The 25389-nt window shown below is 46.7% G+C and carries 24 protein-coding genes; 5 read left to right on the forward strand and 19 right to left on the reverse strand.

Going from position 1 to position 25389, the window contains the following annotated elements:
- Positions 1-158: 158 nt before the first annotated feature.
- The 3 genes from AN963_RS09820 to AN963_RS09835 all read right to left on the reverse strand — a co-directional run bounded on the left by AN963_RS09820 (position 159) and on the right by AN963_RS09835 (position 2789).
- Entirely contained in the window at positions 159-653 is a 495-nt protein-coding gene (locus AN963_RS09820) for an aromatic acid exporter family protein (protein WP_152985626.1), read from the reverse strand.
- A 545-nt stretch (positions 654-1198) separates the two neighbouring features.
- Positions 1199-1861 (reverse strand): YczE/YyaS/YitT family protein, encoded by a 663-nt coding sequence (locus AN963_RS09830; protein ID WP_055744289.1) that lies wholly within the window; start codon positions 1859-1861, stop codon positions 1199-1201.
- A 238-nt stretch (positions 1862-2099) separates the two neighbouring features.
- Positions 2100-2789 (reverse strand): metallophosphoesterase family protein, encoded by a 690-nt coding sequence (locus AN963_RS09835; RefSeq protein ID WP_055744290.1) that lies wholly within the window; start codon positions 2787-2789, stop codon positions 2100-2102.
- A gap of 178 nt (positions 2790-2967) precedes the next feature.
- Here AN963_RS09835 and AN963_RS31465 point away from each other — a divergent pair, with 178 nt between their 5' ends.
- From AN963_RS31465 to AN963_RS09850, 3 genes are all read left to right on the forward strand, one after another.
- A complete protein-coding gene (locus tag AN963_RS31465; RefSeq protein ID WP_169791914.1) occupies positions 2968-3126 on the forward strand; it encodes a hypothetical protein in 159 nt (52 codons plus the stop codon).
- 654 nt (positions 3127-3780) lie between these two features.
- Entirely contained in the window at positions 3781-4626 is an 846-nt protein-coding gene (locus AN963_RS09845; RefSeq protein WP_055744292.1) for a lipase family protein, read from the forward strand.
- Positions 4627-4648: 22 nt separating this feature from the next.
- Entirely contained in the window at positions 4649-5491 is an 843-nt protein-coding gene (locus AN963_RS09850; RefSeq protein WP_055744293.1) for a lipase family protein, read from the forward strand.
- Positions 5492-5633: 142 nt separating this feature from the next.
- Here the strand turns inward: AN963_RS09850 and AN963_RS09855 are convergent, their stop codons facing one another.
- The 10 genes from AN963_RS09855 to AN963_RS09900 form a co-directional block, all read right to left on the reverse strand.
- Positions 5634-6002 carry an Ig-like domain-containing protein gene (locus tag AN963_RS09855; RefSeq protein WP_055744294.1) on the reverse strand — a complete coding sequence of 123 codons (369 nt, stop codon included), beginning with the start codon at positions 6000-6002 and terminating at the stop codon, positions 5634-5636.
- A 305-nt stretch (positions 6003-6307) separates the two neighbouring features.
- A complete protein-coding gene (locus tag AN963_RS09860; RefSeq protein ID WP_055744295.1) occupies positions 6308-6733 on the reverse strand; it encodes a hypothetical protein in 426 nt (141 codons plus the stop codon).
- Positions 6734-6906: 173 nt separating this feature from the next.
- Entirely contained in the window at positions 6907-8493 is a 1587-nt protein-coding gene (locus tag AN963_RS09865; RefSeq protein WP_055744296.1) for an ABC transporter substrate-binding protein, read from the reverse strand.
- A gap of 93 nt (positions 8494-8586) precedes the next feature.
- Entirely contained in the window at positions 8587-9765 is a 1179-nt protein-coding gene (locus tag AN963_RS09870; protein ID WP_055744297.1) for an aminotransferase A, read from the reverse strand.
- Positions 9766-9792: 27 nt separating this feature from the next.
- The gene (locus AN963_RS09875) at positions 9793-10782 is read right to left on the reverse strand and encodes an ABC transporter ATP-binding protein (RefSeq protein WP_269084385.1); all 990 of its coding nucleotides are present in this window, start codon (positions 10780-10782) and stop codon (positions 9793-9795) included.
- Positions 10769-11779 (reverse strand): ABC transporter ATP-binding protein, encoded by a 1011-nt coding sequence (locus AN963_RS09880; RefSeq protein WP_055744299.1) that lies wholly within the window; start codon positions 11777-11779, stop codon positions 10769-10771. The genes AN963_RS09875 and AN963_RS09880 overlap by 14 nt, the downstream gene beginning before the upstream one ends.
- Positions 11780-11797: 18 nt before the next feature.
- The gene (locus AN963_RS09885; RefSeq protein WP_083496855.1) at positions 11798-12718 is read right to left on the reverse strand and encodes an ABC transporter permease; all 921 of its coding nucleotides are present in this window, start codon (positions 12716-12718) and stop codon (positions 11798-11800) included.
- A gap of 10 nt (positions 12719-12728) precedes the next feature.
- Entirely contained in the window at positions 12729-13682 is a 954-nt protein-coding gene (locus AN963_RS09890) for an ABC transporter permease (protein ID WP_055744300.1), read from the reverse strand.
- Positions 13683-13704: 22 nt separating this feature from the next.
- Positions 13705-15309 (reverse strand): N-acyl-D-amino-acid deacylase family protein, encoded by a 1605-nt coding sequence (locus AN963_RS09895; RefSeq protein ID WP_055744301.1) that lies wholly within the window; start codon positions 15307-15309, stop codon positions 13705-13707.
- A gap of 136 nt (positions 15310-15445) precedes the next feature.
- Positions 15446-16762 carry a helix-turn-helix domain-containing protein gene (locus AN963_RS09900; protein ID WP_055744302.1) on the reverse strand — a complete coding sequence of 439 codons (1317 nt, stop codon included), beginning with the start codon at positions 16760-16762 and terminating at the stop codon, positions 15446-15448.
- Positions 16763-17420: 658 nt separating this feature from the next.
- Here AN963_RS09900 and AN963_RS09905 point away from each other — a divergent pair.
- Both AN963_RS09905 and AN963_RS32255 read left to right on the forward strand, forming a co-directional pair.
- Positions 17421-18695 (forward strand): ATP-binding protein, encoded by a 1275-nt coding sequence (locus AN963_RS09905; RefSeq protein ID WP_055744303.1) that lies wholly within the window; start codon positions 17421-17423, stop codon positions 18693-18695.
- A 72-nt stretch (positions 18696-18767) separates the two neighbouring features.
- Positions 18768-18896, forward strand: coding sequence for a hypothetical protein (locus AN963_RS32255; RefSeq protein ID WP_269084386.1), 129 nt, complete (start codon positions 18768-18770; stop codon positions 18894-18896).
- A gap of 242 nt (positions 18897-19138) precedes the next feature.
- Here AN963_RS32255 and AN963_RS09910 read toward each other — a convergent pair whose 3' ends face one another.
- The 6 genes from AN963_RS09910 to AN963_RS09935 are packed head-to-tail and all read right to left on the reverse strand — an operon-like array spanning position 19139 to position 25369.
- Positions 19139-20320 (reverse strand): M24 family metallopeptidase, encoded by a 1182-nt coding sequence (locus AN963_RS09910; RefSeq protein ID WP_055744304.1) that lies wholly within the window; start codon positions 20318-20320, stop codon positions 19139-19141.
- Between the two features lie 26 nt (positions 20321-20346).
- On the reverse strand, positions 20347-21528 hold the full coding sequence (locus AN963_RS09915) for a M24 family metallopeptidase (protein ID WP_055744305.1): 1182 nt from the start codon (positions 21526-21528) through the stop codon (positions 20347-20349).
- 14 nt (positions 21529-21542) lie between these two features.
- Positions 21543-22529 carry an ABC transporter ATP-binding protein gene (locus AN963_RS09920; protein ID WP_055744306.1) on the reverse strand — a complete coding sequence of 329 codons (987 nt, stop codon included), beginning with the start codon at positions 22527-22529 and terminating at the stop codon, positions 21543-21545.
- Entirely contained in the window at positions 22501-23520 is a 1020-nt protein-coding gene (locus tag AN963_RS09925; RefSeq protein ID WP_407922533.1) for an ABC transporter ATP-binding protein, read from the reverse strand. The genes AN963_RS09920 and AN963_RS09925 overlap by 29 nt, the downstream gene beginning before the upstream one ends.
- 13 nt (positions 23521-23533) lie before the next feature.
- Positions 23534-24439 carry an ABC transporter permease gene (locus tag AN963_RS09930; protein WP_055744308.1) on the reverse strand — a complete coding sequence of 302 codons (906 nt, stop codon included), beginning with the start codon at positions 24437-24439 and terminating at the stop codon, positions 23534-23536.
- A 12-nt stretch (positions 24440-24451) separates the two neighbouring features.
- On the reverse strand, positions 24452-25369 hold the full coding sequence (locus AN963_RS09935; protein ID WP_055744309.1) for an ABC transporter permease: 918 nt from the start codon (positions 25367-25369) through the stop codon (positions 24452-24454).
- Positions 25370-25389 lie beyond the last annotated feature (20 nt).

Below are 25389 nucleotides of genomic sequence, written 5' to 3' on the forward strand. Positions count from 1 at the left end.
AAGATTAGTAATGATTCCTAGCCACTACTCCACGATCACAGACTAAAAAGCGCAAACCTTCTCTGCACTCTTTCACAAGTCTATATTATACCTTACTTCCGACGTTATTATAAGGTAGATTCACAAAAAAAGACAGGAAGGACGCACTTTTGTTCTGGTTAGCCTGCTATTTTTTCAGAATCCCGCATAACCTTGTTTCTCAGAGGAAACGCAAAATAATCTGCCCATTTTCTTTCCACACGTTCAGCAATAAATAAAACCAGCATTAAACCAAGCAAGACACCACACACCGACAAGGGAATAAACCAATGATTGCTAGAATGTGAGAAGAACGGTATAAGCGAGACAGCCACAATAGGTGGCGCATTCCACTTACAGGTAGTGACCAGCCACATCGTAATGAGTACATTGACGAATAACGAAATGGGACTCGGATAAATGAAAAAGAACAGGGTGCCCATCGCCGAGGAAATAAACGCACCCAATGTAATTTTACTAATTTCCGAAAACCGCAGGGCTCGCGAGACAAAGAGAAAACTGAATGCCCCAACCGTAGGGAAAAATAACGTATCTAGGTAAGGAAATTGCAAGGAAAGCCAATAAATTAGCATGATATAGATGCAAATCACGATCATTTTAAAATTCATTTTCAAGATTTCACCGCCAATAAAACTCTTCTTCAAGCATGCTACATTCTATTAAGTTTAAGCGGGAATGTCAATCCGCTGATAGATTCCCGTAACGCAGAGCAATGGAACTCATCTTTTGTAGAGCCGCATTCTGGCAGGATGCTCCTCTGGTCAACAAGCTACTGGAAATTCCAACACAAGTGTAACTTCCAACACAAGTGTAACTTCCAACACAAGTGTAACTTCCAACGAAAGTGGCACCCTCGTAATTGTGCGTCAGTGGTGGGAGCTTCACAGGCAACCGATTTTGTCATGATCAAAGAAGTAACGGCCATGAACCATACAACGACTTGCATCTCTTTGAAGTATCCCTTCGTCCCTCTGCTTTCCGTCCTTGCCACTACAGAGGTTCGATGCAAGCTGCTCCACAGAAGTCATTGCCAGAGGAAGCAAACGCCAAGCGGTCATGCATAAAGGCACGGTGGTGGCAGGAACTTTTTCCAACGATTCGAAACAATTATGAAAAAAAACCAAAACCACCACGAAAAAACCGTGGTGGTTTGCCATATCTATTTCGCAAGTTCTCTTTCTGGTGCTGTTACACCACCACCATACAGCTTCTTCATCACACGCTCCCAAAACGGGATAAAACGTTTGATCAACGGTCCAATCGAGAAAGCCGTGACAAGAGTCCCTACAGAAACAGGGCCACCGAGCAAAAAGCCTAACAATGTAACCGTACACTCAATTCCGATCCTGACTTTGCTAATATCCCATCCTGTACGTTCGTGCAAAGCCAGCATAAAACTGTCGCGTGGTCCTGCCCCTAAGCGCGGAGAGATGTACATCCCCGTACCAAACGTATAGATCAGAAGACCAGCTGCGAATAAAACCATTCGCTCCACCACTGTGCTGCCGACTGGAATCCACCCAAGCCACATGAACAAATCAATAAACAATCCGAAGAAAAACATGTTTAGAAACATTCCTACGCTTGGCTTGATTTTGCCGATGACATAGGAAGAGACAATAATCATTAATCCGACGATCTGTGACCATGTACCGATGGTCAATCCAAATGTTTTCTGTAGCCCGATATGCAAGGTATCCCATGGTGCTACACCTAAATTGGCCTCAATCATCGTTCCGATTCCAAAACCCATTACAGCTAAGCCCAGCATGAATACGCTGTACTGAATGACTACCGGGTGTAGCGTGTACTTTTTTCCCATTGTTTGTTCCCCCTAAGGGACGTAGCCCTTTTCTGTTGTCCTGTTTCAGGACGCGACAGGGGGTGATTGAGCGAATGCTCCCCAACATCTAACCATCACAGACACCTTCTTTCATGACCGTTGAATCCTCTACTTGAGTTCCAATCATTGTCGTACAATTCACTCCACTTGTCTATCTATTCTGCAATTTTTCAAATACTTTCATGGCCTGCTCAGCTGTTGGAACGGTACGTACATTCTATTCTGCGAATTCTTGGGCAATTGGAAGCGAGCTCTTTTGGATCTCGTCAGCGGCTGCCTTAACGTCATAAGACGTCCTGCGAAACTCATGTCCATTTGGTCCAATCAACAACCAGTAGGCTCCTGGCTCGTCAGCGTAGGGCATGCCCACACTTCCTGCATTCAGAATACGGACATGACCCACTTCCAGCTCAAATTGGATATGCGTATGCCCACAGATGACGGTATTTTGCTTTACGTCACGAAAGATCTCATCGAGTCTATTCTGTAAGGTAAGCGGGGTGAAAATTTCCTCATCACTATCCGGAGTCGCATGACAAAAGAGCACTTCCCCTAACCCTTCTACCGAATGAGTGCTATGTGCAGGTAATTGGCTTAGAAAATCACGATGCGAGGATTGTAATTGCTTCGCTACCCACTCCGTCGTTTCACGTCCTTTCTCAGACATTTCAGGACGAAGAGGACTACCTTCGTACGCAGTGACGACTTCACGATCGCAATTGCCACGAATGAATCGGATGGGCGTCTTTACCTGAAAGAGCCGCTCAAGTGTCTCCACGGGCATCGGTCCAGAGATGATATCTCCTCCGATTACGATCAAATCTGGTGCAACTTCCTCCAGCTCATTCAGAACCGCATGTAACGCAGGCAAATTTCCGTGAATATCATAAAGCGCTGCCATTTTCATATCGTGTTCACTCCTTTGGATACCAGATTTCATCGCGATTTCAGTCGCTCACATTGTAGCAAATATTAGGAATTTTTACCATTTTCACAATGAATGAAAGGGCCCTATTCAAGGGGATTTTACAGGGCATAAGAAGGCCTATCTTTCCACAACCTACCTATCAAGGAGGTGGATAGAAATGGACGTTAAAAAACGGGAATCCCAGCATGAGCCAACTGTAGCCCCTAGCATGAATGGTCATGATCCGCTCGAAGAAGAAGCAAGGTCGGAAGAGATAGAAACCGGCGAATACACATCCGTAACCAAGCTATTTCTCGATCGCACCCCGGAAGACTAGGAACGGGAGATTGTAAGGGAACGAACAGCAGTCCTAATAGCCATTGGTTTACACCAAAAGAAAACCACCTACGAGGTGGTTTTTGTACAATCGATCACTAGTGTTTACTTCGCCATTTTTGTCGCCTGTGTTGCTTACCTTTGGTCGATAGTGAATGGCCCTTTCCAATTCCCTTTGATCGTGTCAATTCGAATGGCATTTATCATTTACAGCTTGATTATCTTCGGCAATTTTTCTCCACTGTCTACAAAGGCAATGACGCCTTCCGGTTTGTCCCGCTATGTCGTACGTTGAGTTTTCTACCTGTTCTCCATCTACCTTTCCATCCGTACGCACTTCCAATCCAGTCGTATCGAACTTGAACGGTACAAGTCTTGTTCTTTCATCTGAGGGCCCCCTGAAATTGTAATTGTATACACCTTGTATTGGCTCTCTGGATGAAGAAGGTTCATTTTTTGTGGGTTGTAATGGATTTTTTTGTTTCCAAAATGTTGATCAGGTGCAGTAATATTTCCTTCATACAAGCACCCGCTCAAGTGTTTAAGCATAGGCTCATAATGGGTGTATCCGCCTATTTTCGCCAAGATAGAACTTATTTTGACTGTACTTCCTCCTTATTCTCTATTTATTCTTGTTCGGAAAGGAATTGTATCCATGTCTTTCTCCGATAAAAATAATATTTTTAATAGTAAAACTGCCATATTACTTGCTGCGATGAGCTATCAGACATATCCATTATATTTCGAGGGAAGTCTTATCTTGCCTCAAGGATTTAAACTTCAATATACCATCCGTGCTTTTGCTGATGTAGAGAATCCTACGGAAAATGTAATTGGTTTTATAGCAGAGTCAAAAGATCTAATCGTATTAGCGTTTAGGGGTTACGCTGCTTATCCTGCGGACCTTTTAGCAGCCTATGACATCATTCAAGTACCCTATCCTTTCGTTGAAAACGGGGGCAAAACCTCTCGCGGGTTTACATGTCTTTATCAATCAACGAGGAAAAAATTAATCAGAAAATTGAATAATTTTTCCGCATCAAAAAAGCTGTTTGTTACGGGCCACAACTATGGAGGAGCACTGGCAGTGTTAGCTTCCCTCGATATTGCGGTAAACACTAAGTTCGAGAATCCCATCATATATACTTATGGTAGTCCTCGTATTGGAGACCCCGGCTTTGCTATCCGCTTCAACCAAGTAGTAAAAAATAGTATACGAATCGTAAATATCCATGACCCTTATCCTACTTTCCCAGCTCAAAAGTATCCGCCTCCATTTACAGAGGAAGGTTTAACCTATCAACATGTAAAAACAAAGTTTCCTATCTCTTTTCAACTGAATAATACTTCTCGTAACGATGGGATCGCCTGTTATTTTAAAAACATCCGTCCACTTAATCCGGATTTTGCCCAATCATTATGCAATGAAAATCCTGGTTTTTGTCCCGATGCCGAAATGTGTTTTCCGTTTCAAGACACATGTAAGCCTCCGAAGCCTTGAAGATAAGAAAGGAGATACATCGATGGATAAGGCAGGAATAGCTACTATTTATAATCCTGACGATGCGATATTGCTTTCGGCCACGCTTTATCAGTCCTACCAGCTTTTTGAGTCGGGTTCGCTTGACTTGCCAAAAGGATATAGCCTTCGATTTACGATTCGCGCGCTTGCTGGTGTAGAGGAACCGGAATCGGAGGTATTTGGTTTTATCGCAGAGTCACAGCATAATATCATTGTAGCTTTTCGAGGAACCCGAACATTTAACGACAATGAGTCAGACCAAGATTTATATCAAGTGCCCTATCCTTTTGTCAAAAATTCAGGAAAAACCCATCGCGGGTTTACATGCATTTATCAATCGACGAGAAACACTTTGATCAGAGAACTAAAAAAACTTTCCTCTTCAAAAAGGCTTTTCGTAGCTGGACACAGTTTAGGAGGAGGTATAGCCGTATTAGCTGCTTTGGATTTTGCAATGAACACCAAGTTTAAAAATCCTTTCGTTTACACTTATGGCAGCCCACGTGTTGCAGACCCTGTCTTTACTTCCCGGTTCAACCAAACCGTAAAGAATAGTATTCGTATTTTCAATGTCCATGACATAATTCCTACGTTACCGGATCAAGTGTATCTTCCTCCATTTACAAAGAATGGAATATATTATCGACATGTAAATACGAAGTATCCATTATCATTCCAGCTGAACAGCTTAGCCGTTCGCAATCATGAAATTGTCTGCTATTTTAAATATCTTAGTCAACAGAATCCTGATTTTACTGACGCTTTATGTGCTGATAACCCTGGATTTTGTCCCGATACGGGATTATGCGTTCCGTTTATAGGGATCTGTAGTGAGTTACGCTAGAAATGTTTCGCCGCGCTTTTGATCATATATCCTGAACCACTTCTCTGATGAGTGTTCCGTTTAAGTTGCTAACAGGTTCAAATACCTTCTGAACATATCGCGGAGTTGTTTTCACTGCTCTTTTAACAACATAGATATTATTTTATTTCACGATAAAACGATACGCTGTTGAAGCAGTTCCTCCTCTTTGATCACTTGCTGTGACTATTATCGTAACTTTCCCCGTCTTTTGAGCCATTACTTTAATTATACTGCCTTCAACTTCAACTTTTGCTACCGACTGACTTTGCGACAATGCAGAAAAAACTAATTCATCTCCATCAACATCTGAAAAGACATCCCTAACATCTATTTCATACTCAGCCCATGGAACTATCGTCTCTGGATCTGGCATCTCTTCTCGTAACTCAGGAGGATGGTTTATTTCTGATGCTGACTCTAATATCTCACCATTCATTAAGAATCCAGTCATTGTTACGACTATAGCTTTTGATAGTATCCATAATTGCATAAAACACCACTCCATTTCTGACAATCTATCCAAGAGTCTATAAATAAATACTGCAAATCTTCCTGGTTAAACCCATGAGTTAAATAAAACCAATTACTTATTTTTTTCTACAGCTACTCCATGGTCATCTACTTTCATCCATCTGTCTTGAGGCCGTGTATTATGCTGTAAGGTACATGGCCTAATCTTCGATGCTTACTACGTTTCGCATAATATCCGACATTACTCTTACTTAGTATATACCTAGCAGTCCATGCGGAGAACCCACCCATTGATTACCGATCCTTTCAAGAGATGAGCAATCATCAATCGCACACGAAATGTCTGGTAGGCGACGGACCAGGCCTGTATCTGTTGAAATTTGGATTCAATGATGCAAGAGGAAGGAGATTGACACAGGCAGATAAGCGTAAGATAAACGTAAGAAAAATAGAGGCTGTTCTTGGCGCAGCTCGTGCGTAAGAAAACAGCCACTGTGTTTTTGCATCCAGCATTTGGGGATCACCGTAAGGATCTAAGACCAGGAGAGGGCCTGTAACATGCCCAAGTCGGTCAAAACTTTCATTGCATAGGAACTCATACAGCTCTTCCTCAAAATGAATAGCATCTACTACCTTCATTGTATAAGCGTCAACCCCATTTGAATGCTTACCAATTGGACTGCTGTTCTCGGAAGAATACTCTATTTTTGCGCGATCTCCTACCCAAATGTCCGCCAATGTGACTTTCATAAGAAAATGCACCCCTTAAAAGCACATCGAATTTCCCTAGAGGGTGTACTCATAAACACTAGGGTGTTTTTCCAATGTCCATTTTAAGGAGTGCACTTCATTTCCATAGGATTTGTCTACTTTAAGGGTGTCCTTCACACAAAGAGCGGCTTCCCCATTTTTTTATGTCCGTCTTACTCCACCGATACATTCCAGAAAGAGATATCGTAAAAGTACTTATACCCTTTGACATTGTTACGATATGCCAGCAATCCAAACATGTCACCCAGCTTGATCACGGGCACATCCTCCCAGAACAACGCCTGAATCTCCTTAAAAATCTCCTTTTGCTCGGAAGCCTCATTTGACAGGCGGTATTTGTCCAGCAATTGATCCATTTTGGGATCGTTAAACTGACCGACGAACTTGTTACGGGAGTCGAGAAAAATAGGTTGTGTCGGATTCATATAGATAGGAAAGTACGTGAAGTACATCTCCCAGCCCTTTTCTTCTTTGGTTTTGCGCTGAAGAGTCGGGAAGTCGTAAATCTCCAGGTTCACGTTAATGCCCATCTTCTCCATTTGGGCTTTCACCACAACGGCTGTCTTGTATAAGAACTCGTAATCACGCGTGCCAAGGATCGTGACGGTCTGTCCCTGATAGCCTGCTTCCGCTAACAGCTTTTTCGCCTTATCGAGGTTTTTCTGGTTGTAGTTCTCTTTGCCCGCATCCACATACAGCGACTGTTCTTGATACATCAAGCCGTGATCCACTCGGTAAAAATCCGGGTTTCCTGTTGCTGCCATCATGATTTCGTCCAGATCCAGCCCGGCATTAACTGCCTGACGTGCTTTGATGTTGGAGAAAACATCGCTTTTCGTATTAAATACGATCCCATTCCAACGACGCGGTTTGGAGATCATCGTCTCAATGTTGGGGTCTTCTTTCAACTTATTATAGTTATCGATCGGAATATCGTCGGCGAAATCATATTCGCCCGATTGCAAACCAGCAACCCGTGTTGCTGCATCTGTAACGGGAATAAAGTAAAGGTCGTCCACCGATACTTCTTTCTTACCCGCGCGACCGCTCGTTGCCTGCTCTGATGGTTTGTAGTCGGAAAATTTCTGCAAATGGATGTATTGGTCTTGCTTCCATTCCACGAATTTGAACGGGCCAGAACCGATATACTCTTTTACGCCTTTCTCATCAGCTGCTTCAATTACTTCTTTTGGCATGATCATCGCCCCTTGCTGTGGGAACGCCAACGAAGACAATATAAAAGCGCTTGATGGACTGTCATTCCCCAATGCGATTTCCACGGTTTGCGCATCCTTCGCGGTGACCTTCGCCTTGGTTAACGCTGCTCGCCCGTTGTTGGAAAGCTCTTTCCATCTAGTGAGGGAAGCCACAACGTCTTCGGCTGTTACCTCTTTGCCATTGTGGAATTTCAGCCCTTCTCGCAGCGGGAATGTAATGGTTTTGCCGTCCTGGCTGACATCGATAGATTTTGCCATCATCGGAGCAACTTGATAGTTTTCATCCATTGTTACGAGCGATTCGAAGATATTCCATGAAATCTGCACAGCGGCAACCGTTGTCGTCTTCAGCAAATCCAGTGTCGGCGGTGCTGTTGAGGTTGCGACCCGCAATTCCTTCTTGCCTTCCGTCTTGCCATCGCCAGACGGAGTGTCCGACGGTGATGACGTCGAAGAGGAACATCCGATCAGGGATAAAAGCATTGCCACTATAAGGAAAATCGCTATACGATTTCTTTTCATCGCTGAAGCCCTCCACTTAGATAAAATTTGTCTTGCCTCTCTTTCTTTTTTTCTACTGCCACGCTTTGTTCATGAACGCCCACGCATCCATTTCTAGCTACTCTCCTTTAGTCTTTCAGCTAGCAATTGTAGAAACGTCTCCATCCGGTTGAGTGCGGCCTCCAGCTTTTCCATGGAATACGAATAGGAAATACGGATGTACCCCTCTCCCATTTCCGAAAAGGCATCTCCCGGAACGACAGCCACTTTGGCCTGTTCCAGCAATTGCAGCGCAAATTCTTGGGATGGTAACTGGAATTTGCGAATGGAGGGAAACATGTAGAAGGTTCCCGCTGGCTTGGCGACGTCCATGCCCATCGCGATCAGCCTGTCATAGACATAATCTCTTCGCTCCCGATACGCTGCTTTCATCGATTCCGTACAGTCATGATCGGTTTGTAGCGCTGCCAAGGCGGCAAATTGACTGACTGCACTCGGGCAAATGACATTGTACTGGTGCACCTTCAGCATCTCTTTCGCCAAATATGCGGGGCCACAGAGCAAGCCGATTCGCCAGCCTGTCATGGCATGCGACTTCGACAAACCGTTGATGGTGATCGTCTTGTTGCGCATACAGGGAATCGAGCCGATAGAAAAATGGTTTTTCTCGTACGTAAGCTCGCTGTATATCTCGTCTGACAGGACAAAAATATCCTTGTCGCTGAGAAGCTCGGCAATTTCCCGAACACACTGCTCGTCCAACACCGATCCGGTCGGATTAGACGGATAGGCGAGAACAATACATCGCGTTTTGTCCGTAATTTTGGCTTGAATCATTTCCGCAGTGACGAGAAAATCCGTATCCCTCGTATCGATGTAGACGGGAACAGCTCCACACAAGGAAATGACCGGTTCGTACCCAGGGTAGACAGGTCCTGGCAGGATGACCTCTGATCCCTCATCGAGAATCGTCCGCATCGCGGCCGCTATCGCCTCCGTGGCCCCGTTTGTAATGATGATTTCACTTATCGGGTCATAGGTTAGTCCGTACTGCTGCTGCAAAAAGTGCCCCGCCGCTTCCCGTAATTCCAGCAGCCCCGCTATATGGGTATAGCCTGTTTTGTTTTGGCGAATCGCCAATTCTCCCGCTTGCTTGATATAATCCGGCGTAGGAAAATCAGGTTCACCAATCGTCAGCGAGACCACATCCTGATGTTGGGCAACTACGTCGGAAAACCTGCGAATGCCTGTTATTTGCATATCCTTTACTCTCTGATGAATCAAATGCTCCACGTCTTCCCCCTTCTTCCCCGCAATGAATTATGAATACAGATGACAGGATACCCATTGATTGTGAGCAATCCTTACTGCCTGTGGGATAGCATGCGAACAGGTAGGTTTTGCCGCCGGGCACCTCGTATGAAACACGCAGCCTTGTGGCGGATTAAGCGGTGATGGCGTCTCTCCCGTCAAGATGATCCTCTCCCGCTTTGCCTCTGGATTAGGTACTGGTACGGCAGAGAGCAATGCTTTCGTGTAAGGATGAAGCGGATTTGCAAAGAGTGCATCGGTTTCTGCTTCCTCCACCAGGTTCCCCAGATACATCACACCGATCCTATCTGATATGTGCCGAACCACGCTTAAATCGTGAGCAATAAAGAGATAGGTTAATGCATAATCCTTTTTCAGTTGCAAAAAGAGATTGATTATTTGCGATTGTATCGAGACATCCAATGCGGATACAGGCTCGTCACAGACGATAAACTGCGGATTGACCGCGAGTGCTCTGGCCAGGACGATGCGCTGCCGCTGTCCCCCCGAGAATTCATGAGGGTAGCGATCGTACTGCTCAGGATGCAGGCCCACCTTGCTCAACAGCTCAAGCACACGTTCCTTTCGTTCCTTTTTATGGCCAACGTTAAAAATACTCATCGGCTCCTGGATGGCGTTGCCGATTCTTTTGCGCGGATTTAAGGAAGAGTACGGATCCTGAAAGACAATCTGCATCTCTTGACGCATCTTTCGCATGTCCTCTTCTCTCAGATCATTGAGCTTGTTCCCTTTATAGAAAATATCGCCTCTGGTCGGTTCAATCAGCCGCAGGATCATTCGCCCGGTGGTGCTTTTGCCGCAGCCTGACTCGCCGACAAGCCCATATGTCTCGCCTTTTTGAATCTGCAGCGAAATCTGGTTGACCGCTTTCACCACCCCTGGCTGACCATCGGGACCAGGCGATTGGGCTTTAAATTCTTTCACCAATTTCTCAATCCTGATAAGCGGCTCTGTGTGTTCCAGTTCAGTAGACAGCAAGCTGATCTCCCCCCATTGAAACGGATTCATGATGCCAGCAACGAACCTTGTGGTCAGCGGACAACGCGGTCAGGTCAGGCGCTTGTTCCAGGCATGTGACGTCGGTATAAGCACAGCGCGGAGCAAATCGGCACCCTGTGGGCACGTTGTGCAAGGAAGGAACCGTCCCTTCGATTACCGACAGTTGTTCGCCCCGGTTACTCTCCAGATTGGGAATCGAACGCATCAACCCGACCGTATACGGATGTTTGGGGTTTTTGAACAATTCGCTTACCGATGCTTCCTCCACGATTTGCCCGAGATACATCACCAGCACCCTCGAACAGACTTCGGCAACAACCCCCAGATCGTGGGTAATTAGAATAATCCCCATGTTTCGCTCTTGCTGCAGCTTCAGCATCAGATCCAGGATTTGCGCTTGAATCGTCACATCCAACGCCGTAGTTGGCTCATCTGCAATCAAGAGTTTGGGCTGACATGACAAGCCCATGGCGATCATCACCCGCTGCCGCATGCCTCCCGACAGTTGATGCGGGTATTCGTTCACGCGTTTTTCCGGTGAAGGAATGCCGACCAGCTTCAGCATTTCAATTGCCTTTGCCAACGCTGCTTTTTTGTTTACTTTTTGGTGCAGCATGACCGCTTCCGCAATTTGATCGCCAATGGAATATACCGGATTAAGCGAGGTCATCGGATCCTGAAAAATGATGGAAATGTCATTTCCTCTGATTTTCTCAAGCTCGTCCATGGAAAGGGACAGCAAATCGTTTCCTTCAAATAAAACGCTCCCCTCGGTCGTCGTACTGCCATTTCTGCCAAACAGGCGAAGAATCGACAGCGAGGTTACGCTTTTGCCGCATCCCGACTCACCAACCAAGCCAACGGTTTCCCCGGCATGCACATGGAAACTAACCCCCACAACTGCCGTTACTTTTCCCTGTTCGGTTGAAAAATGTGTCTGCAAATTTTCGACTTGCAGCAAAGGGCGCTTCTCCATTTCCATCCCTCCTTGATGCTACTTCTTGCTTTTACTTGTGTGTGGGTCAAGCAAATCGCGCAGGCCATCTCCAAGCAGATTCAGCCCGAGAACCGTGATCATAATGGCGATACCGGGAAACATCGACATCCACCACGCTTCTCGTAACAGCGTTTTTCCATCATTGATGATATTGCCCCAGCTCGGTGCCGGAGGTGGTGTGCCCGCTCCCAAAAAGCTCAAGGAAGCCTCGATAATGACGGCATAAGCAAAAATGAACGTCGCCTGAACAATGAGCGGCGAGAGACAGTTGGGTGCGATATGCAGCCAAATGATGCGCCACGGCTTTCCCCCGAGTGAACGGATCGCTTCAATGTACGTCAGCTCTCGCAACACGAGCGCTGCCGAACGCACAGTTCGCGCCACGGTAGGTGTATAGACAATGCTTAACGCCGTAATAACGCTTTCAATTCGCGGCCCCATCGCTGCCATGATTGCAATGGCCAGCAAGATTGCCGGAAAGGCCATCAAGCCATCGCTGATTCTCATCAGCAGGTTGTCCAAATGGCGGTAGTAGGCTGAATACAGCCCTAACACCAGACCCAGAATCGAAGTAATGACAACGACGGTGGCCCCGATCAGCATCGACGTTTGACTGCCATAAATGACACGTGAGAGAACGTCCCGGCCAAAATCATCGGTCCCAAACCAATGCTCGGCGCTCGGTGCTTTCAAGCGATCCTGGACTTTCATTTCCAGAGGATCGAAAGGGGCGAGCACAGGGGCTAATATCGCCACCAGAATGACCAGGGACACGAGAATGATGCCAATCAGCGCCAATCGATTATTGACGATGCGTCGCAGGATGATTCTTTTACGGTTTGGCGGTGTCGTTTGGTGAGATCTGGGTAAAGGGGTCATCCGCTTCTGCTCGTGCTCGATGTCTAGATTTACACTCATGCTCATCCCCCTATCGCTTGTCATACTTTACACGCGGATCGATAATCGCATAGAGCATATCGACCGCAAGATTTATGAGCACATAACAGGCCGCTACAATGAGAATCGTTCCCTGAATCACCTCATAGTCCCGGCGCATCACCGAGTTGACGATCAGCTTGCCGATGCCAGGGATATTAAAGACCGTTTCCGTAACGACGGCACCGCCGATCAGTGTGGCAAACGACAGGCCGATGACTGTCAAAATCGGGATAAAGGCATTTCGCAAGGCGTGTTTCATAATGACAACCCGCTGCTTGAGACCTTTTGCCTCAGCCGTTCGGATGTAGTTCTCGTTCAGTACTTCAAGCATCGACGAACGGGTCATTCGCGCGATCAAAGCGGCTTGCATGACTCCCAGGGATATTGCCGGCATGATCATGTACTTGAGGTGCGTGAACAAGCCTTTGGAAAGCGGCTGATATCCGGACGAAGGAAGCCAGTCGAGTTTAATCGCCAGCAGCATGATCAGATTCAAGCCAATCCAGAAGCTTGGCACTGAGATTCCGAGCAAGGCAATGACCATAAACGTTTGGTCCTTCCAAGATCCACGAGACTTGGCTGCCATAATCCCCAGCGGAAGCGCGATCAGGATGGTAATGATCTCGGCGAGCAACGTCAGCGACACGGTTGGTCCCACGTGCTCCCAAATCGCCTCAGTCACCGGCATGTTCATGAAGATGGAAGTGCCCAAATCCCCGTGCAAGACTCCAAGCAACCAGTTCCAAAATTGCAGGTAAATTGGAAGGTTCAACCCAAGATGTTCACGCAGTTGGCTCAGTTCCTCCAGGGTTGCCTGTGGCCCTAACATAACCGAGGCCGGATCACCCGGTGTCAGGTGGATGATGAGAAAATCAACCACCGCCACGACCAGGAGTACAGGCAAGAGCGTGAAGATTCGTTTGGCAAAATAGTTGCGAAACACGATGTTCCCACCTCCGTTCCCATTACCGTGATAAAACGTGTTGCTTGTTTGCCCGACGAATCACTTGTCCGGCTGTAACGCCTGTATAGTGACCGTCCCTCACCGCGATTTGTCCGTTGACCAGAACATGGTGAATTCCTAACGGCAGTTGGGCAGGCTCCTCATAGGTTGCCCGATCCAGTACCATCTTTGGATCAAATATAGCGATGTCAGCCCAATAGCCCTCACAGAGTAAACCGCGTTTTTGCAAGCGGAGCAATTGGGCAGGCGCGCTGGTCATTTTGCGAACGGCCTCCCAAATCGGGAACGCTTCTTTTTCACGGGAGTAACGCCCCAAAACGCGTGGAAACGATCCATATAAACGGGGATGCGGTTTTCCGCCAAACACCCCATCCGATCCGACCATTTGCAACGGATGCCTCATCACCTGCATGACATCAGCGTCAACGCCCCAATGAATCACCATCGTCACCGCTGCATTCTCTTCCAGCAACAGATCAAGTGCTGCATCAGACGGGTCGATTCCCCTCATCTCGCCGATTTCCGCTACACTCTTTCCTTCCAGATCACGGTTTTGTTCAGATGCAACTGAGGCGATAACAATGTTTTTCCAGCCGTTGTTTCTGACCGTGTTATCGTATTCGCTGTTGTTGAGCATTTCATGCTTCACTTTTTCGCGTGATTCTGCATCCTTGAGGCGTTCCAGCATTACTGCCGTTCCGCCGTCATGCATCCACGGTGGCAAAATCGCCGAGAACACGGTTGACGCCGCTGTGTACGGATACTGGTCAAACGTAATTTCTATCCCTTCCGCACGACCTGCATCCAACAGCGCCAGTGCGGGTGCAAGCTTATCGCGATTAATGCTGCCGCATACTTTGAAATGGGAGACATTCAGTCGTACACCTGACTGGCGAGCGACGTCAATCACCTCAGCGAGTGCTTCTAAGGAAAGATTGCTTTCATTTCGAATGTGGACTACAAAGCAGCCATCGTATTTAGCCGCAGCTTTGCAAATCGCTACCAGCTCGGCTTTATTGGCAAACACACATGGTGGATACTGTATCCCAGTAGAAACACCGAACGCTCCCTGTTGCATCCCCAGCTCAACGAGTCCTGCCATCCTTTCGATTTCTTCGCTCGTTGCTTCGCGCCCTTCAAACCCCAAGACAAGCGTTCGTACGTTCCCATGCGGCACCAAATAGGTCGCATTCCCCGCCAGTTGGTTTCCTTCCAAAAACTGCAGGTACTCGTCAATCGAGTTCCACGACCATTCGCCAACATCGCCATTCAACCCCTTTAATTGCTGCTGCCACAGCGGCTTGGTCTCCTCGGAAACAGGCGCAACGGAAATGCCGTCCTGCCCAAACAACTCTGTCGTAACGCCTTGCAAAACCTTGATTTTATGGACGTCCGGCTTGATGCACAACAGATCGGAATGAACGTGCGGATCGATAAATCCCGGGGAAACAACCAGATCCGTCGCGTCGATTTCGACTTGTCCTGTGGACTGACTCAAATCTGCCATTACTGCAATTTTTCCGTTCCGAATCCCAATATCCAGCTTGGTCCACGGGTTTCCTGTTCCATCGCAAACCATTCCGTTCCGAATGAGAACGTCAAACATGTCCTCCACCCTCTTTTTCAAATATTTTGTGAATTGATGAACTGCTCCGCATTCATGTTGCCTAACTTCCAAATCAGGATCGAAACTTCAGCTTTGCTTCTTCCCGGCTGATGACACAATCGTCATGCGATAGCACTTAATGCGCAGCACTGAGCAAGAGATCAAACAATTGCCGTGGCCTTCCTCTGCTCACAGGCTGCTCTTCACCGACGACCACCGCGATTTGACATTGCTCCAATTTGCTGAGGATACGCCTCGCGCTACGGATCGTGATGCCAAATGCGTTTGCCAACTCTGCCGCCGTCACCTTGGAGCTGCCGTAGTTATGGCAATACGAGATCAACTTGTTGATGGTGCCTACGCTCAAGCCCGTCTGTCGGGCAAGGTGCAATCGCTCGGGATCGTCGCTGCGGACCGAATATTCAAACTGGACTTCTTTTCCGGACAGACCCACTACGTTACCGTCATGAATCACGATAAAACAGCTCCGTCCCCCGCTCGCTTTCGCTTTTGCCAGCGCTTCCCGTGCCTTGCTTTCCGCCTCGTTTGCCGTACGGCCAAGACCGATGCCGATGCTGGCCGTCAAATTAAGCTGATTGACCACCTGGTCCAATAACGGGTAATGGCTGTAGTTATGGGTCGTCCTTTCAATAACGCCACGAGTGGTAACAAAGGTGATCTCATCCCGCTCTGACCAATTCATGAGCGCTTGAATTTCTTCACCGTAGTCAATCAGGATTTGTTGGACTGCCAATTTTTTGCGCTGATTATCGTATTCGGATGTATTCCGGTTGTGCGATAAGCTATCCAGGCTGATGATCACGATGGCCAATTGCGTATCTTTGAGCTGAACGCTTTTTCCTTCCAGAAGTGCTTGAGACAAGCAATCATGGATCAGCATTTTGGATGGAACGATCCGATAGCAAGGCAATCCTCTTTCAATTAATTGTTTATGTACGGCATTCACGCAGGTGAAAATGGCATCAATCTCGCCATTTTGCCACAACCCGTAATGGAACTGCATGATCTCTTCCGTTTCCAGATCAGTGTGATAATCCATCACATGCATCTTCTCGAAACAGATTTCCAATTCATCCAACCGCTCCATGACCTCCTCTTTGCGTAAAATGTCGATGCTAAACCGCAACCGCTCATCTGCACATTTTTTATCGCGCAACCACTGAAAAAACGCGCGGTACAGGCTGGTTCCGTTGTGTGGGAGAAAGATCATCGGTTTCTGTGCTTCTACATGCTCCCGAGCAATCTGATACGGCATCGGGCCAGCAAATAACAAGACATCCGCTTCTTCACTGCTTTTACGGGCAAGCTCCGCTGTTTCTTTTACATTTTTGTAACCAAACGGGATTAAAGATAAATTCGGAAAGGATCGGGCAACTTGGAGGACATCCTCGACCAAATCATGTGGGCCGATAAAGGCTACTTTAATTTCCATGTTTCATGTCACCTGCTTTCTTTTGTGCGATCTTTGGTGCACAGGGAATATGTGTTAATAGTTGAGTTCAATTGAAGATATTTTATAATTTTTAGAATTAGCTGAATATTTTATTTATATCTTACGTTTAGTACCTATTATCGGTCAACGACCGTAATTGGTGTTTAATTATACGATAGATATAAGTGGACAGCCCGCATTGTGTACTTGGGAAAAATGAAGGTTCATCAAGACGTTTATACAAAACCTTAGGGCTGTATAAATAAGAAACCACTTGTCAACGTCCCCCAACCAAATACAGTCCCGCTTCGTTAATTAACGGCGGGGAAGTAAAACGTTAGGGTATGTTAACAAGTGGCAGATCAGCACAAGGCAAATGCGAAAACTTGGCTACGCTGCTTAAAGCACCAAATCTTTGGGAGATTGATCAGGCCGGATAGGGTCTAAAGAATATACCAATGTTTGTATCGCTTGGGCGAAATACTCGAAACTACTGAAAAATACAAAGAAATAATATTTTTCTTTCTAATTTTCTTTCTAACGATTTTCCCATTGAATTCGTGGTTGGTATAACATATTCTTTCTGTACATACCGCATTTTATTTGTCTAGGACTCTCGAAAGCGTAGTGCAATTACAACACAGAAAGGGAGAATGCGATGATTCAGATCCTGTTATTAAACACGCTAATCATTCTAGTTTCTACCTTCTTCTATCAATTTTTTTGGTTGGATAAAAGAAGAACACCTGCAACCAACCACCTATTGATCTCCTTCCTTGCTTCAGTGACGCTTGTCCTTTGCCTGACTTTTCCCTTCCGTTCACAGTCAGGCTACATTTACGACCTGCGCATCATTCCACTACTTATCAGTTTTTTCTACGGCGGATATCGAAGTTTCCTCGTTGTCTCCGCAGTCTATCTGGCCTACCGCTTTTATTTAGGAGGAGTCGGATTTTACTCGTCAACCTTCATATTTATCCTGATGCTTCCGATCACCGTTAACATCGCTTTATCCTACAAGAAACGTACGAGAAAGCAGAAAATGATGAGTGGAATGGCACTTGTCTTTATTTGGTACCTCTTTGTTATGGCTATAAAGCTGTATCGGGATATGATAATTGTTGGATCTAGCGAATTGACTATTTCGTTTTGGGCCTCTATTATTTTGATCAACGTAATAACCATGTGGATGACAATTTATTGGATTGAGGGAATGATTGAGAAGCATAAAATGGCGATTGAAGTGCAAAGAGGGGAAAAGATGAGCGCTATGAACCAGCTTGCCGCCGCATTAGCACATGAAGTCCGCAATCCGCTCACTGCGGTCCACGGTTTTATCCAGTTGCTTTTAAAAGATGAGATTCCGGAAGAACGAAGGAACGAATATTTGCAGATCATGCTGCATGAATGCAATCAAGTTCAAGCTGTGATTACCGAGTATTTGTCATGGGCAAAGCCGCAAATGGAAGAGACTTGTCAATTTGACATAGGACAACTGATCGATCAAAGCATACATATCACCACTCCGTACGCCCAGTCTAACAACGTGGAAATTCGCAGCACCATTGAGCCTTCCCTATCCTTCACAAGCAATCCATGTAAAATAAAACAATGCTTGATAAATATGATGAAGAACGGGATTGAGGCAATGAAGATCGGCGGGCTGCTACAAGTAAACGCCAGAAAAATGGATGACTATTTGGTAATCGAGATCATTGACACGGGTGTCGGCATGACGCAAGCAGAACTTAACCGACTAGGAATGCCGTTTTACTCCACCAAGGAGAAAGGAACAGGACTCGGCACCATGATTAGTTATCGAATTATCGAGGGGGTCAACGGTAAAATAAATGTAAAGAGTGAAAAAGGAAAAGGCACGTGTTTTACGATTTTTTTGCCTGCTGACTCATCCAGCACCCGTCTTACGTCCTGACTTGTGTTTCTCCTATGTCTTAGAAACCTCTTTCCCGCTGATATCATCGCTATCCCTTAGGAGCTGCATCCGATGCTGACACAGCAGAACATCTCGCGCGGCGGGCTGGCCAGTCTGGAGTTATTGGTCAAGGAAGTCTATTTGAACGAGGAGAACAAAGAACTAACCCGGGTGTTATGCGAAAATAAAGCTTTTGACTGATCCGAGCAAAGAAAACAGCGGCAGACTAGGAAGAGAAAATAAAGTCCTAGAATGCCGCGATTTTTGCTTTATGGGTAGCACGTATAGGAGATTAATCCTTTTTGGTTGTTGCACCAGCCCAGCCCATTTCTTATGTTGAAGGAACGCAATTTTAAAGTTGACTAATTTGATATATAGCATAGGCACTGCCTTTTTTTTAAAACCCTTTGGCTGGGTCCATTTTCCTCTTCGTTTAGAATCCGTTAACTACATATCAACGATTCCAAATCCCTCGGATAAAAAGTAAGGAATTCCATTCCGGTCTCCGTCACAACTACCGTATCAGAGTGGCGGAAACCACCTAATCCCTTGACAAAAATCCCCGGCTCGACGGAAAAAACCATTCCCGGCTTCAATATGGTATGATCACCCAAATCAAAGAATGGCGCTTCATGGCCTAACAAACCGATTGCATGACCTGAATGATGTGGGCAGTACTCACGCAGATTGTTCTCTTGGATGAAACGCTGCACTTCATCATCTACTTTTGATGCCGGAATATGGGGCTTGATCGCACCGAAAGCAACCTCCTGTGCTTGCTTCATCAGATGAAAAAAATGTTCTTGTTCAGGACTCACTTCTTCCACAAACATAGTTCGCTCTAGTTCGCTTTTGTAGCCCCAGACATCAGCCAATGCCGCTGTTACCAAGTTGTTCCCCTTCTTCATAACGATGTTTTGGGTAAAGGAATGGGGGTACGCTGACATGGGACCTACCTGGCCACGAAAAAAGGCATTGGCTGGCGTTCCGTGCGGCTTGTAAGAAGGTCCTAGTGCATCCGCCATAATCAAAGTCGCCTCCATAGTCGCCCGAGCGGAAACCTCAATTTCCCTCATACCGACTGCAGAGTAATCTTGCAGCAATTGATGCGCGAGGTTTGCCCAACGGCAAGATTCCCGAATTAATTCGATCTCTGCTACAGATTTCACGAATCGCATCTCCTCTACCCAGCCTTCAAGAGAGCCTTTCTCCTGGAGGTGGATCAGGGAAGAAAACGCCGGTCCACAATAGCCCATCGATGAACCATATCCGTCCGTATCCAATCCAAGCCGCTTTCCCTCAAAATGGGTTTCCTGCAACAAGTCCTTCAAGTACTCCATCGGATGACGAAGAGATGGATATTCGGGATAGCTGTGGACGTGATCTACATATGCAGTGCTCTCCGCATGTTCACGTTCCAATTCAGGTACAAACAAATGGGTTTGTTGGCCAGGGTCAACTAGAAACGCAATTGGACGTTCCGTTGGGAGAAAATGGAATCCCGTCAAATAGAAGATATCTGCCACACGAAATAATACCGCGCCATCTAGCTTAGACTGCTGCAATCTTGTCTGAAAAACAGCTTGTCTTTGCATAATTTCCGATTTGGATATGGATAACAGCATGAGTCATACACTCCTTTTCATTCGATTTACTTACAAATGAGAGATTCCAGATTGCGTGGATAATAGGTAAGAATCTCAATGCCATTATCTGTAACGAGTACCGTATCCGAATGGCGAAAGCCTCCCAGTCCTTTCACATAAATTCCTGGTTCAACAGTAAACACCATCCCCGACTGCATGATCGTGGAATCGCCCATATCTAAAAACGGGGCTTCATGCCCAAGAATCCCGATGGAATGCCCCACGTGACAAAGGGTGAGGTGCTCGATTCCATTATCTTGGTAGTATCGTTGAACCGCCCTTTCCACTTCTGAGCAGGAAATCCCCGCCTTCATTACCTGAAATGCGACTTCCTGCGCTCCCTTCATAAGGGAAAAGTACTCTTCTTGTTTATCGTTCACTTCGGTCATGAACATGGTACGTTCTAGTTCAGACTTATATCCCCAAACGTCTGCCGAAGCCTGGCTGATTAACACATCTCCTCGTTTGATCACCGCATTAGAGGTAACCGAGTGAGGCAGAGCACTGTCTTCACCGATTTGCCCACGGTAAAAAGCATGTGCTGGGTTGCCGTGCGGCGTATATCTTGAGCCGAGCGTTTTACTCATCGCCAGTGTGGCATCAAACGTGGCACGACTAGAGATTTCAATTTCTCTCAGACCTTCCTTCGTATACTTCTGCAGATATTGATGAGCCAAATTGGCCCAGCGGCAAGATTCACGGATCAATTCGATTTCCGTTGACGATTTGATCATTCTCATCGTTTCTACCAGACTTTTTATGGACACATAGCTCGCTTGATTAAACACCTCTTCTATCTTTGGACCGCGATAGCCCATAGTCGAGCTATATCCAGGTGCATCCATGCCGATTACCTTATTGGCAAGTCCCAATTCCAACAACAGTTGACGGAAATGCTCCATTGGATGAGAAATGGAGGGATACTCATAATAATCACGGACATGATCCACATAGGCGAAATTTTCTGCATGGTCCTTCTCCATCTCAGGCAAAAACAGATGACTCTGCTGTTTGGTGTCCATCAGAAAAACGATCGGTCGCTCCGTTGGAAAAAAGTTGAAACCGGTCAAATAAAATATATCCGCTCCACCAAACAGGATAGCCGCATCGATATGTTTTTCTATCAACTTCTCAGCAAAACGTCTTTGGCGTTCCTTGATTTCTTCTTTGGAAATGGATAATTGCATGAAGTTCCCTCATTTCAGACATTTTTTGGATGATCCACGTATAGATGGCACCGAACAGTATGTCCATTCTCTAATTGCATGACAGGTGGCGATGTGTGCTCGCAAATCGCCATGACCATTGGGCAACGGGGATGAAACGCGCAGCCGGTGGGTGGATTGGAGGGGCTGGGCACATCCCCTTTCAGAATAATCCGATCATTCTTTTCGTCCGGATGACGCTTGGGAATAGCCGATATAAGCGACTGGGTGTAAGGATGTTTGGGTGCTGCAAACAGTTCTTCCGCTTCCGCCAACTCCACAATTCTGCCCAGATACATGACTGCGATCCGGTCCGAAATGTGTTTCACCACGCCCAGATCATGCGAGATAAACAAATAGGCGAGATTGAGCTCTTTTTGCAATTGAAGCAACAGATTTATTACCTGGGACTGAACAGAGATATCCAGTGCGGAAACGGGTTCGTCGGCAACAATTAGTTTAGGTTTCAATATGACTGCACGGGCAATTGCAATTCGTTGTCGCTGACCACCGGAAAATTCATGAGGATACTTGTCTAGATGATATTCCGCCAATCCCACGATTTCTAGAAAGCGCTTCACCATCCCCAATCGCTCAGAAGCCTGACCGATGCCATGGACTCGAAGTGGTTCCAATAAGATCTGTCGCACCGTTTTCTTTGGATTCAATGAAGCAAACGGATCCTGAAAAACCATCTGCATTTCCCGCCGAAGCTGCCGCATCTCTTCATACGCGAGTTGACCGATATCTTGTCCTTCAAAATGAATACTTCCTGCCGTATGCCCATATAGGCGCAAGATGGTTTTTCCCGTTGTCGATTTGCCGCAGCCGCTTTCTCCAACCAGCGAAAGCGTTTCTCCCCGATACAACGCGAATGAAATATCGTCTACCGCCTTGACGATTCCTTTCGGCTTTGCCCATCCCTGATTGCTCTCGTAATATTTTTTGAGTCCCCTAACCTCCAGCAACGGTAGCCTCTCCATATGCTCCGCCTCCTACATTCGTGTCATAAATCCAACAGCGACAATATTGGTTTTCCGTGACATACATGTCTGGAAGCTTGATCTCACATACCGGTTTGACATTAGGGCAGCGCGGAGCGAATGCACACCCTGGAGGCAATTCGTTCGGTCGAGGAACACTTCCCTTGATGGATTGCAGTTGCTGTTTACGTCCATTTTCCGTCGGTAAGGAACTAAGCAAGCCCTTCGTATACGGATGCTTGGGCCGATCGAACAGATCTCGCACCTCTGCTACTTCTACCACTTGACCAGCATACATGACTGCCACCCTGTCGCACATTTCCGCCACTACGCCAAGGTCATGCGTTATTAACATGACGGCCATCCCATTTTCCTGTTTCATCGCTCTCATGAGTTCAAGTATTTGCGCCTGTATCGTGACATCCAGCGCAGTAGTTGGCTCATCTGCGATCAACAGTTGAGGTTCACCAAGCATAGCCAATGCAATCATGACGCGTTGCCTCATTCCGCCCGACAGCTGATGGGGGTATTCATCCACAATTTGCTCAGCGCGCGGAATGCCAACCTTACGCAGCATCTCGATAATGCGCTCCCTTCGCTCCCGCTTACTCAGCCGTTTGTGCTGGCGTAAGGGTTCCACCAATTGCTGTGCAATGGTAAACACAGGATTAAGCGATGTCATTGGCTCCTGGAAAATAATAGAGATTTCGTTACCTCTTACCTTGCGCATTTCTTTATCGCTCAACGTTGTCAATTCTTTGCCGCGAAAACGAATGGAGCCTCCCGATATGGTAGCAACCGCTTCAGGCAGCAGTCCCATGATCGACATGGAGGTGACGCTCTTCCCGCAACCTGACTCCCCTACTAGTCCCAGCGTCTCTCCTTCGCGCACAGTCAAGTCGATAGCGTTCACTACCTGCAACACACCTCTAGGCGTATCAAATTCGATTCGTAGCTTGCTGATTTCCAGTATCGGATTGGAATTCGCCAAGACGCTAGCCCCCTTACCTCCCATTTAGTTTCGGATCAAGATAATCGCGCAGCCAATCTCCCAACAGATTAATCCCTAGTGCAGTGATGGCGATCGCGACACCGGGAAAAGTAATCAACCACCAGGAACTGAAAATATAGTTTTTCCCTTCATTCAGCATATTTCCCCAGGCTGGTTGGGGCGGTTGCACACCAAATCCTAAAAAACTAACTGATGCCTCTGCAATGATAAAAGTGGCAATTTGAAAGGAGGAGAGCACGATGATCGGGGTAAGCAGATTCGGCAGGATATGCTTGATAATGATTTCCCACCCCGGAACACCTGTTGCCACACACGCCTGAATAAACTCCTTCTCCCGAATAGCCAGAACTTCTCCGCGAATTACACGAGCATAGATGACCCAGCCTGCAATCACCAGAGAAATAATGATGTTTCTCAACCCGGAGCCAATTACCGCATTAATCACGAGCACCAGCAGAATGAACGGGAAGCTGAGCTGTACATCTACCAGCCGCATCAGCAGCTGATCCACCCAACCGCGAAAATAACCGGCTATCAATCCAACTAATGTACCGATCACTCCGGCAAACAGTACCGTACAAACGCCGATCAAAAGCGACACCTTGGTTCCTTCGATGATTCTGGAAAACAGGTCTCGACCAAGCTGATCCGTTCCCAACAGATGTCCTTTTGATAGTGGCGGCAGCAACTTTTGGGCAAAGTCGGTTACATTGGGATCATATGGGGTAAGCCATGTCCCGAATAGGCCAATTACCAGCATAATGACAACAATGATGAACCCCGTCATACCGGAATAGCTTCTTCGCAGCTGTTTAAAAAACGAAAGCGCATTCAATTCAGACTTCGCTCTCTGGCGGACAATTGGATGAGCCGGTTGTGCCGTCTGCAAATCTTCCATCTCCCTCCCCTCCTATCGATACCGGATCTGCGGATTGACGAGAGCATATAGCAGATCGGCAAGAAAATTAACGACCGAGTAGATGACCGAGATGAGGAAGATTGTTGCCATTACCACAGGAAAGTCTCGGCTCAACAATGATTGCATCAAAAGTTTCCCAATCCCCGGCCATGAGAAAACCACTTCGGTGATGACCGACCCTCCCAGAAGCACTCCAAGGTCCAAAGCTACTAGGGTAATGAGCGGAATCGATGCATTTTTCAAACCATACCAGGAAAGGATTTTCAACATTGAAGCTCCTGACGCTTTGGCTGTACGGATATAATCTTCGTTGTAGACGTCAATCATGGTGGAACGGGTAAAGCGGGTAAAACGCGCGATACTGTATCCAGCCAGTGTGAGAGTGGGCAAAATCATGTGGGTGACAGATCCTCCTCCACCAGTAGGCAGCCATTGCATGATTACGCCAAAGAAGTAAATCAGAATTAGGCCAAGCCAGAAGTTAGGAACCGCTTGCCCGATAACTGTTAACGTCACACCTAGTTGGTCAAATAGTGAATTTCGTCTGTATGCAGACAGGATTCCGATAGGGATTGATATCAGAAGCGCTACACCCATCGCGAAAAGAGCAAGCTGAAACGTGGCAGGAAGTCGCTCCAACACCAGACCAAGCGCATCTTCTCGAGCGACAAGGGATTTCCCGAAATCGCCCTGTATCGCATTCACGATAAACTCCCCGTATTGGACATACAACGGACGGTCAAACCCCAATTGGCTCCGGTAATACTCAAGCTGTTCACGTGGAGCGTCCGGCGGCAGAAACAAAGCGGTTGGGTCGCCGGACAATCTCACAAGAAAAAAGACAGCCGTCAATGCGAGAAAGACAACTACGAACATTTGAAGAACCCGCTTGCACAAAAAGCCCAGCATGAATTCACCTCCATTCCATC

Origin of the sequence: Brevibacillus choshinensis (assembly GCF_001420695.1) — a bacterium.
Taxonomy (GTDB): Bacteria; Bacillota; Bacilli; order Brevibacillales; family Brevibacillaceae; genus Brevibacillus; species Brevibacillus choshinensis.

What these genes read in the sequence shown, in the direction of transcription:
- AN963_RS09830 (WP_055744289.1), bottom strand. Translation starts at nt 1,861, where the DNA reads ATGGGAAAAAAGTACACGCTACACCCGGTAGTCATTCAGTACAGCGTA.
- AN963_RS09835 (WP_055744290.1), bottom strand. Translation starts at nt 2,789, where the DNA reads ATGAAAATGGCAGCGCTTTATGATATTCACGGAAATTTGCCTGCGTTA.
- AN963_RS31465 (WP_169791914.1), top strand. Translation starts at nt 2,968, where the DNA reads ATGGACGTTAAAAAACGGGAATCCCAGCATGAGCCAACTGTAGCCCCT.
- AN963_RS09845 (WP_055744292.1), top strand. Translation starts at nt 3,781, where the DNA reads ATGTCTTTCTCCGATAAAAATAATATTTTTAATAGTAAAACTGCCATA.
- AN963_RS09850 (WP_055744293.1), top strand. Translation starts at nt 4,649, where the DNA reads ATGGATAAGGCAGGAATAGCTACTATTTATAATCCTGACGATGCGATA.
- AN963_RS09855 (WP_055744294.1), bottom strand. Translation starts at nt 6,002, where the DNA reads ATGCAATTATGGATACTATCAAAAGCTATAGTCGTAACAATGACTGGA.
- AN963_RS09860 (WP_055744295.1), bottom strand. Translation starts at nt 6,733, where the DNA reads ATGAAAGTCACATTGGCGGACATTTGGGTAGGAGATCGCGCAAAAATA.
- AN963_RS09865 (WP_055744296.1), bottom strand. Translation starts at nt 8,493, where the DNA reads ATGAAAAGAAATCGTATAGCGATTTTCCTTATAGTGGCAATGCTTTTA.
- AN963_RS09880 (WP_055744299.1), bottom strand. Translation starts at nt 11,779, where the DNA reads ATGGAGAAGCGCCCTTTGCTGCAAGTCGAAAATTTGCAGACACATTTT.
- AN963_RS09885 (WP_083496855.1), bottom strand. Translation starts at nt 12,718, where the DNA reads ATGAGTGTAAATCTAGACATCGAGCACGAGCAGAAGCGGATGACCCCT.
- AN963_RS09895 (WP_055744301.1), bottom strand. Translation starts at nt 15,309, where the DNA reads ATGTTTGACGTTCTCATTCGGAACGGAATGGTTTGCGATGGAACAGGA.
- AN963_RS09900 (WP_055744302.1), bottom strand. Translation starts at nt 16,762, where the DNA reads ATGGAAATTAAAGTAGCCTTTATCGGCCCACATGATTTGGTCGAGGAT.
- AN963_RS09905 (WP_055744303.1), top strand. Translation starts at nt 17,421, where the DNA reads ATGATTCAGATCCTGTTATTAAACACGCTAATCATTCTAGTTTCTACC.
- AN963_RS32255 (WP_269084386.1), top strand. Translation starts at nt 18,768, where the DNA reads ATGCTGACACAGCAGAACATCTCGCGCGGCGGGCTGGCCAGTCTGGAG.
- AN963_RS09910 (WP_055744304.1), bottom strand. Translation starts at nt 20,320, where the DNA reads ATGCTGTTATCCATATCCAAATCGGAAATTATGCAAAGACAAGCTGTT.
- AN963_RS09915 (WP_055744305.1), bottom strand. Translation starts at nt 21,528, where the DNA reads ATGCAATTATCCATTTCCAAAGAAGAAATCAAGGAACGCCAAAGACGT.
- AN963_RS09920 (WP_055744306.1), bottom strand. Translation starts at nt 22,529, where the DNA reads ATGGAGAGGCTACCGTTGCTGGAGGTTAGGGGACTCAAAAAATATTAC.
- AN963_RS09930 (WP_055744308.1), bottom strand. Translation starts at nt 24,439, where the DNA reads ATGGAAGATTTGCAGACGGCACAACCGGCTCATCCAATTGTCCGCCAG.
- AN963_RS09935 (WP_055744309.1), bottom strand. Translation starts at nt 25,369, where the DNA reads ATGCTGGGCTTTTTGTGCAAGCGGGTTCTTCAAATGTTCGTAGTTGTC.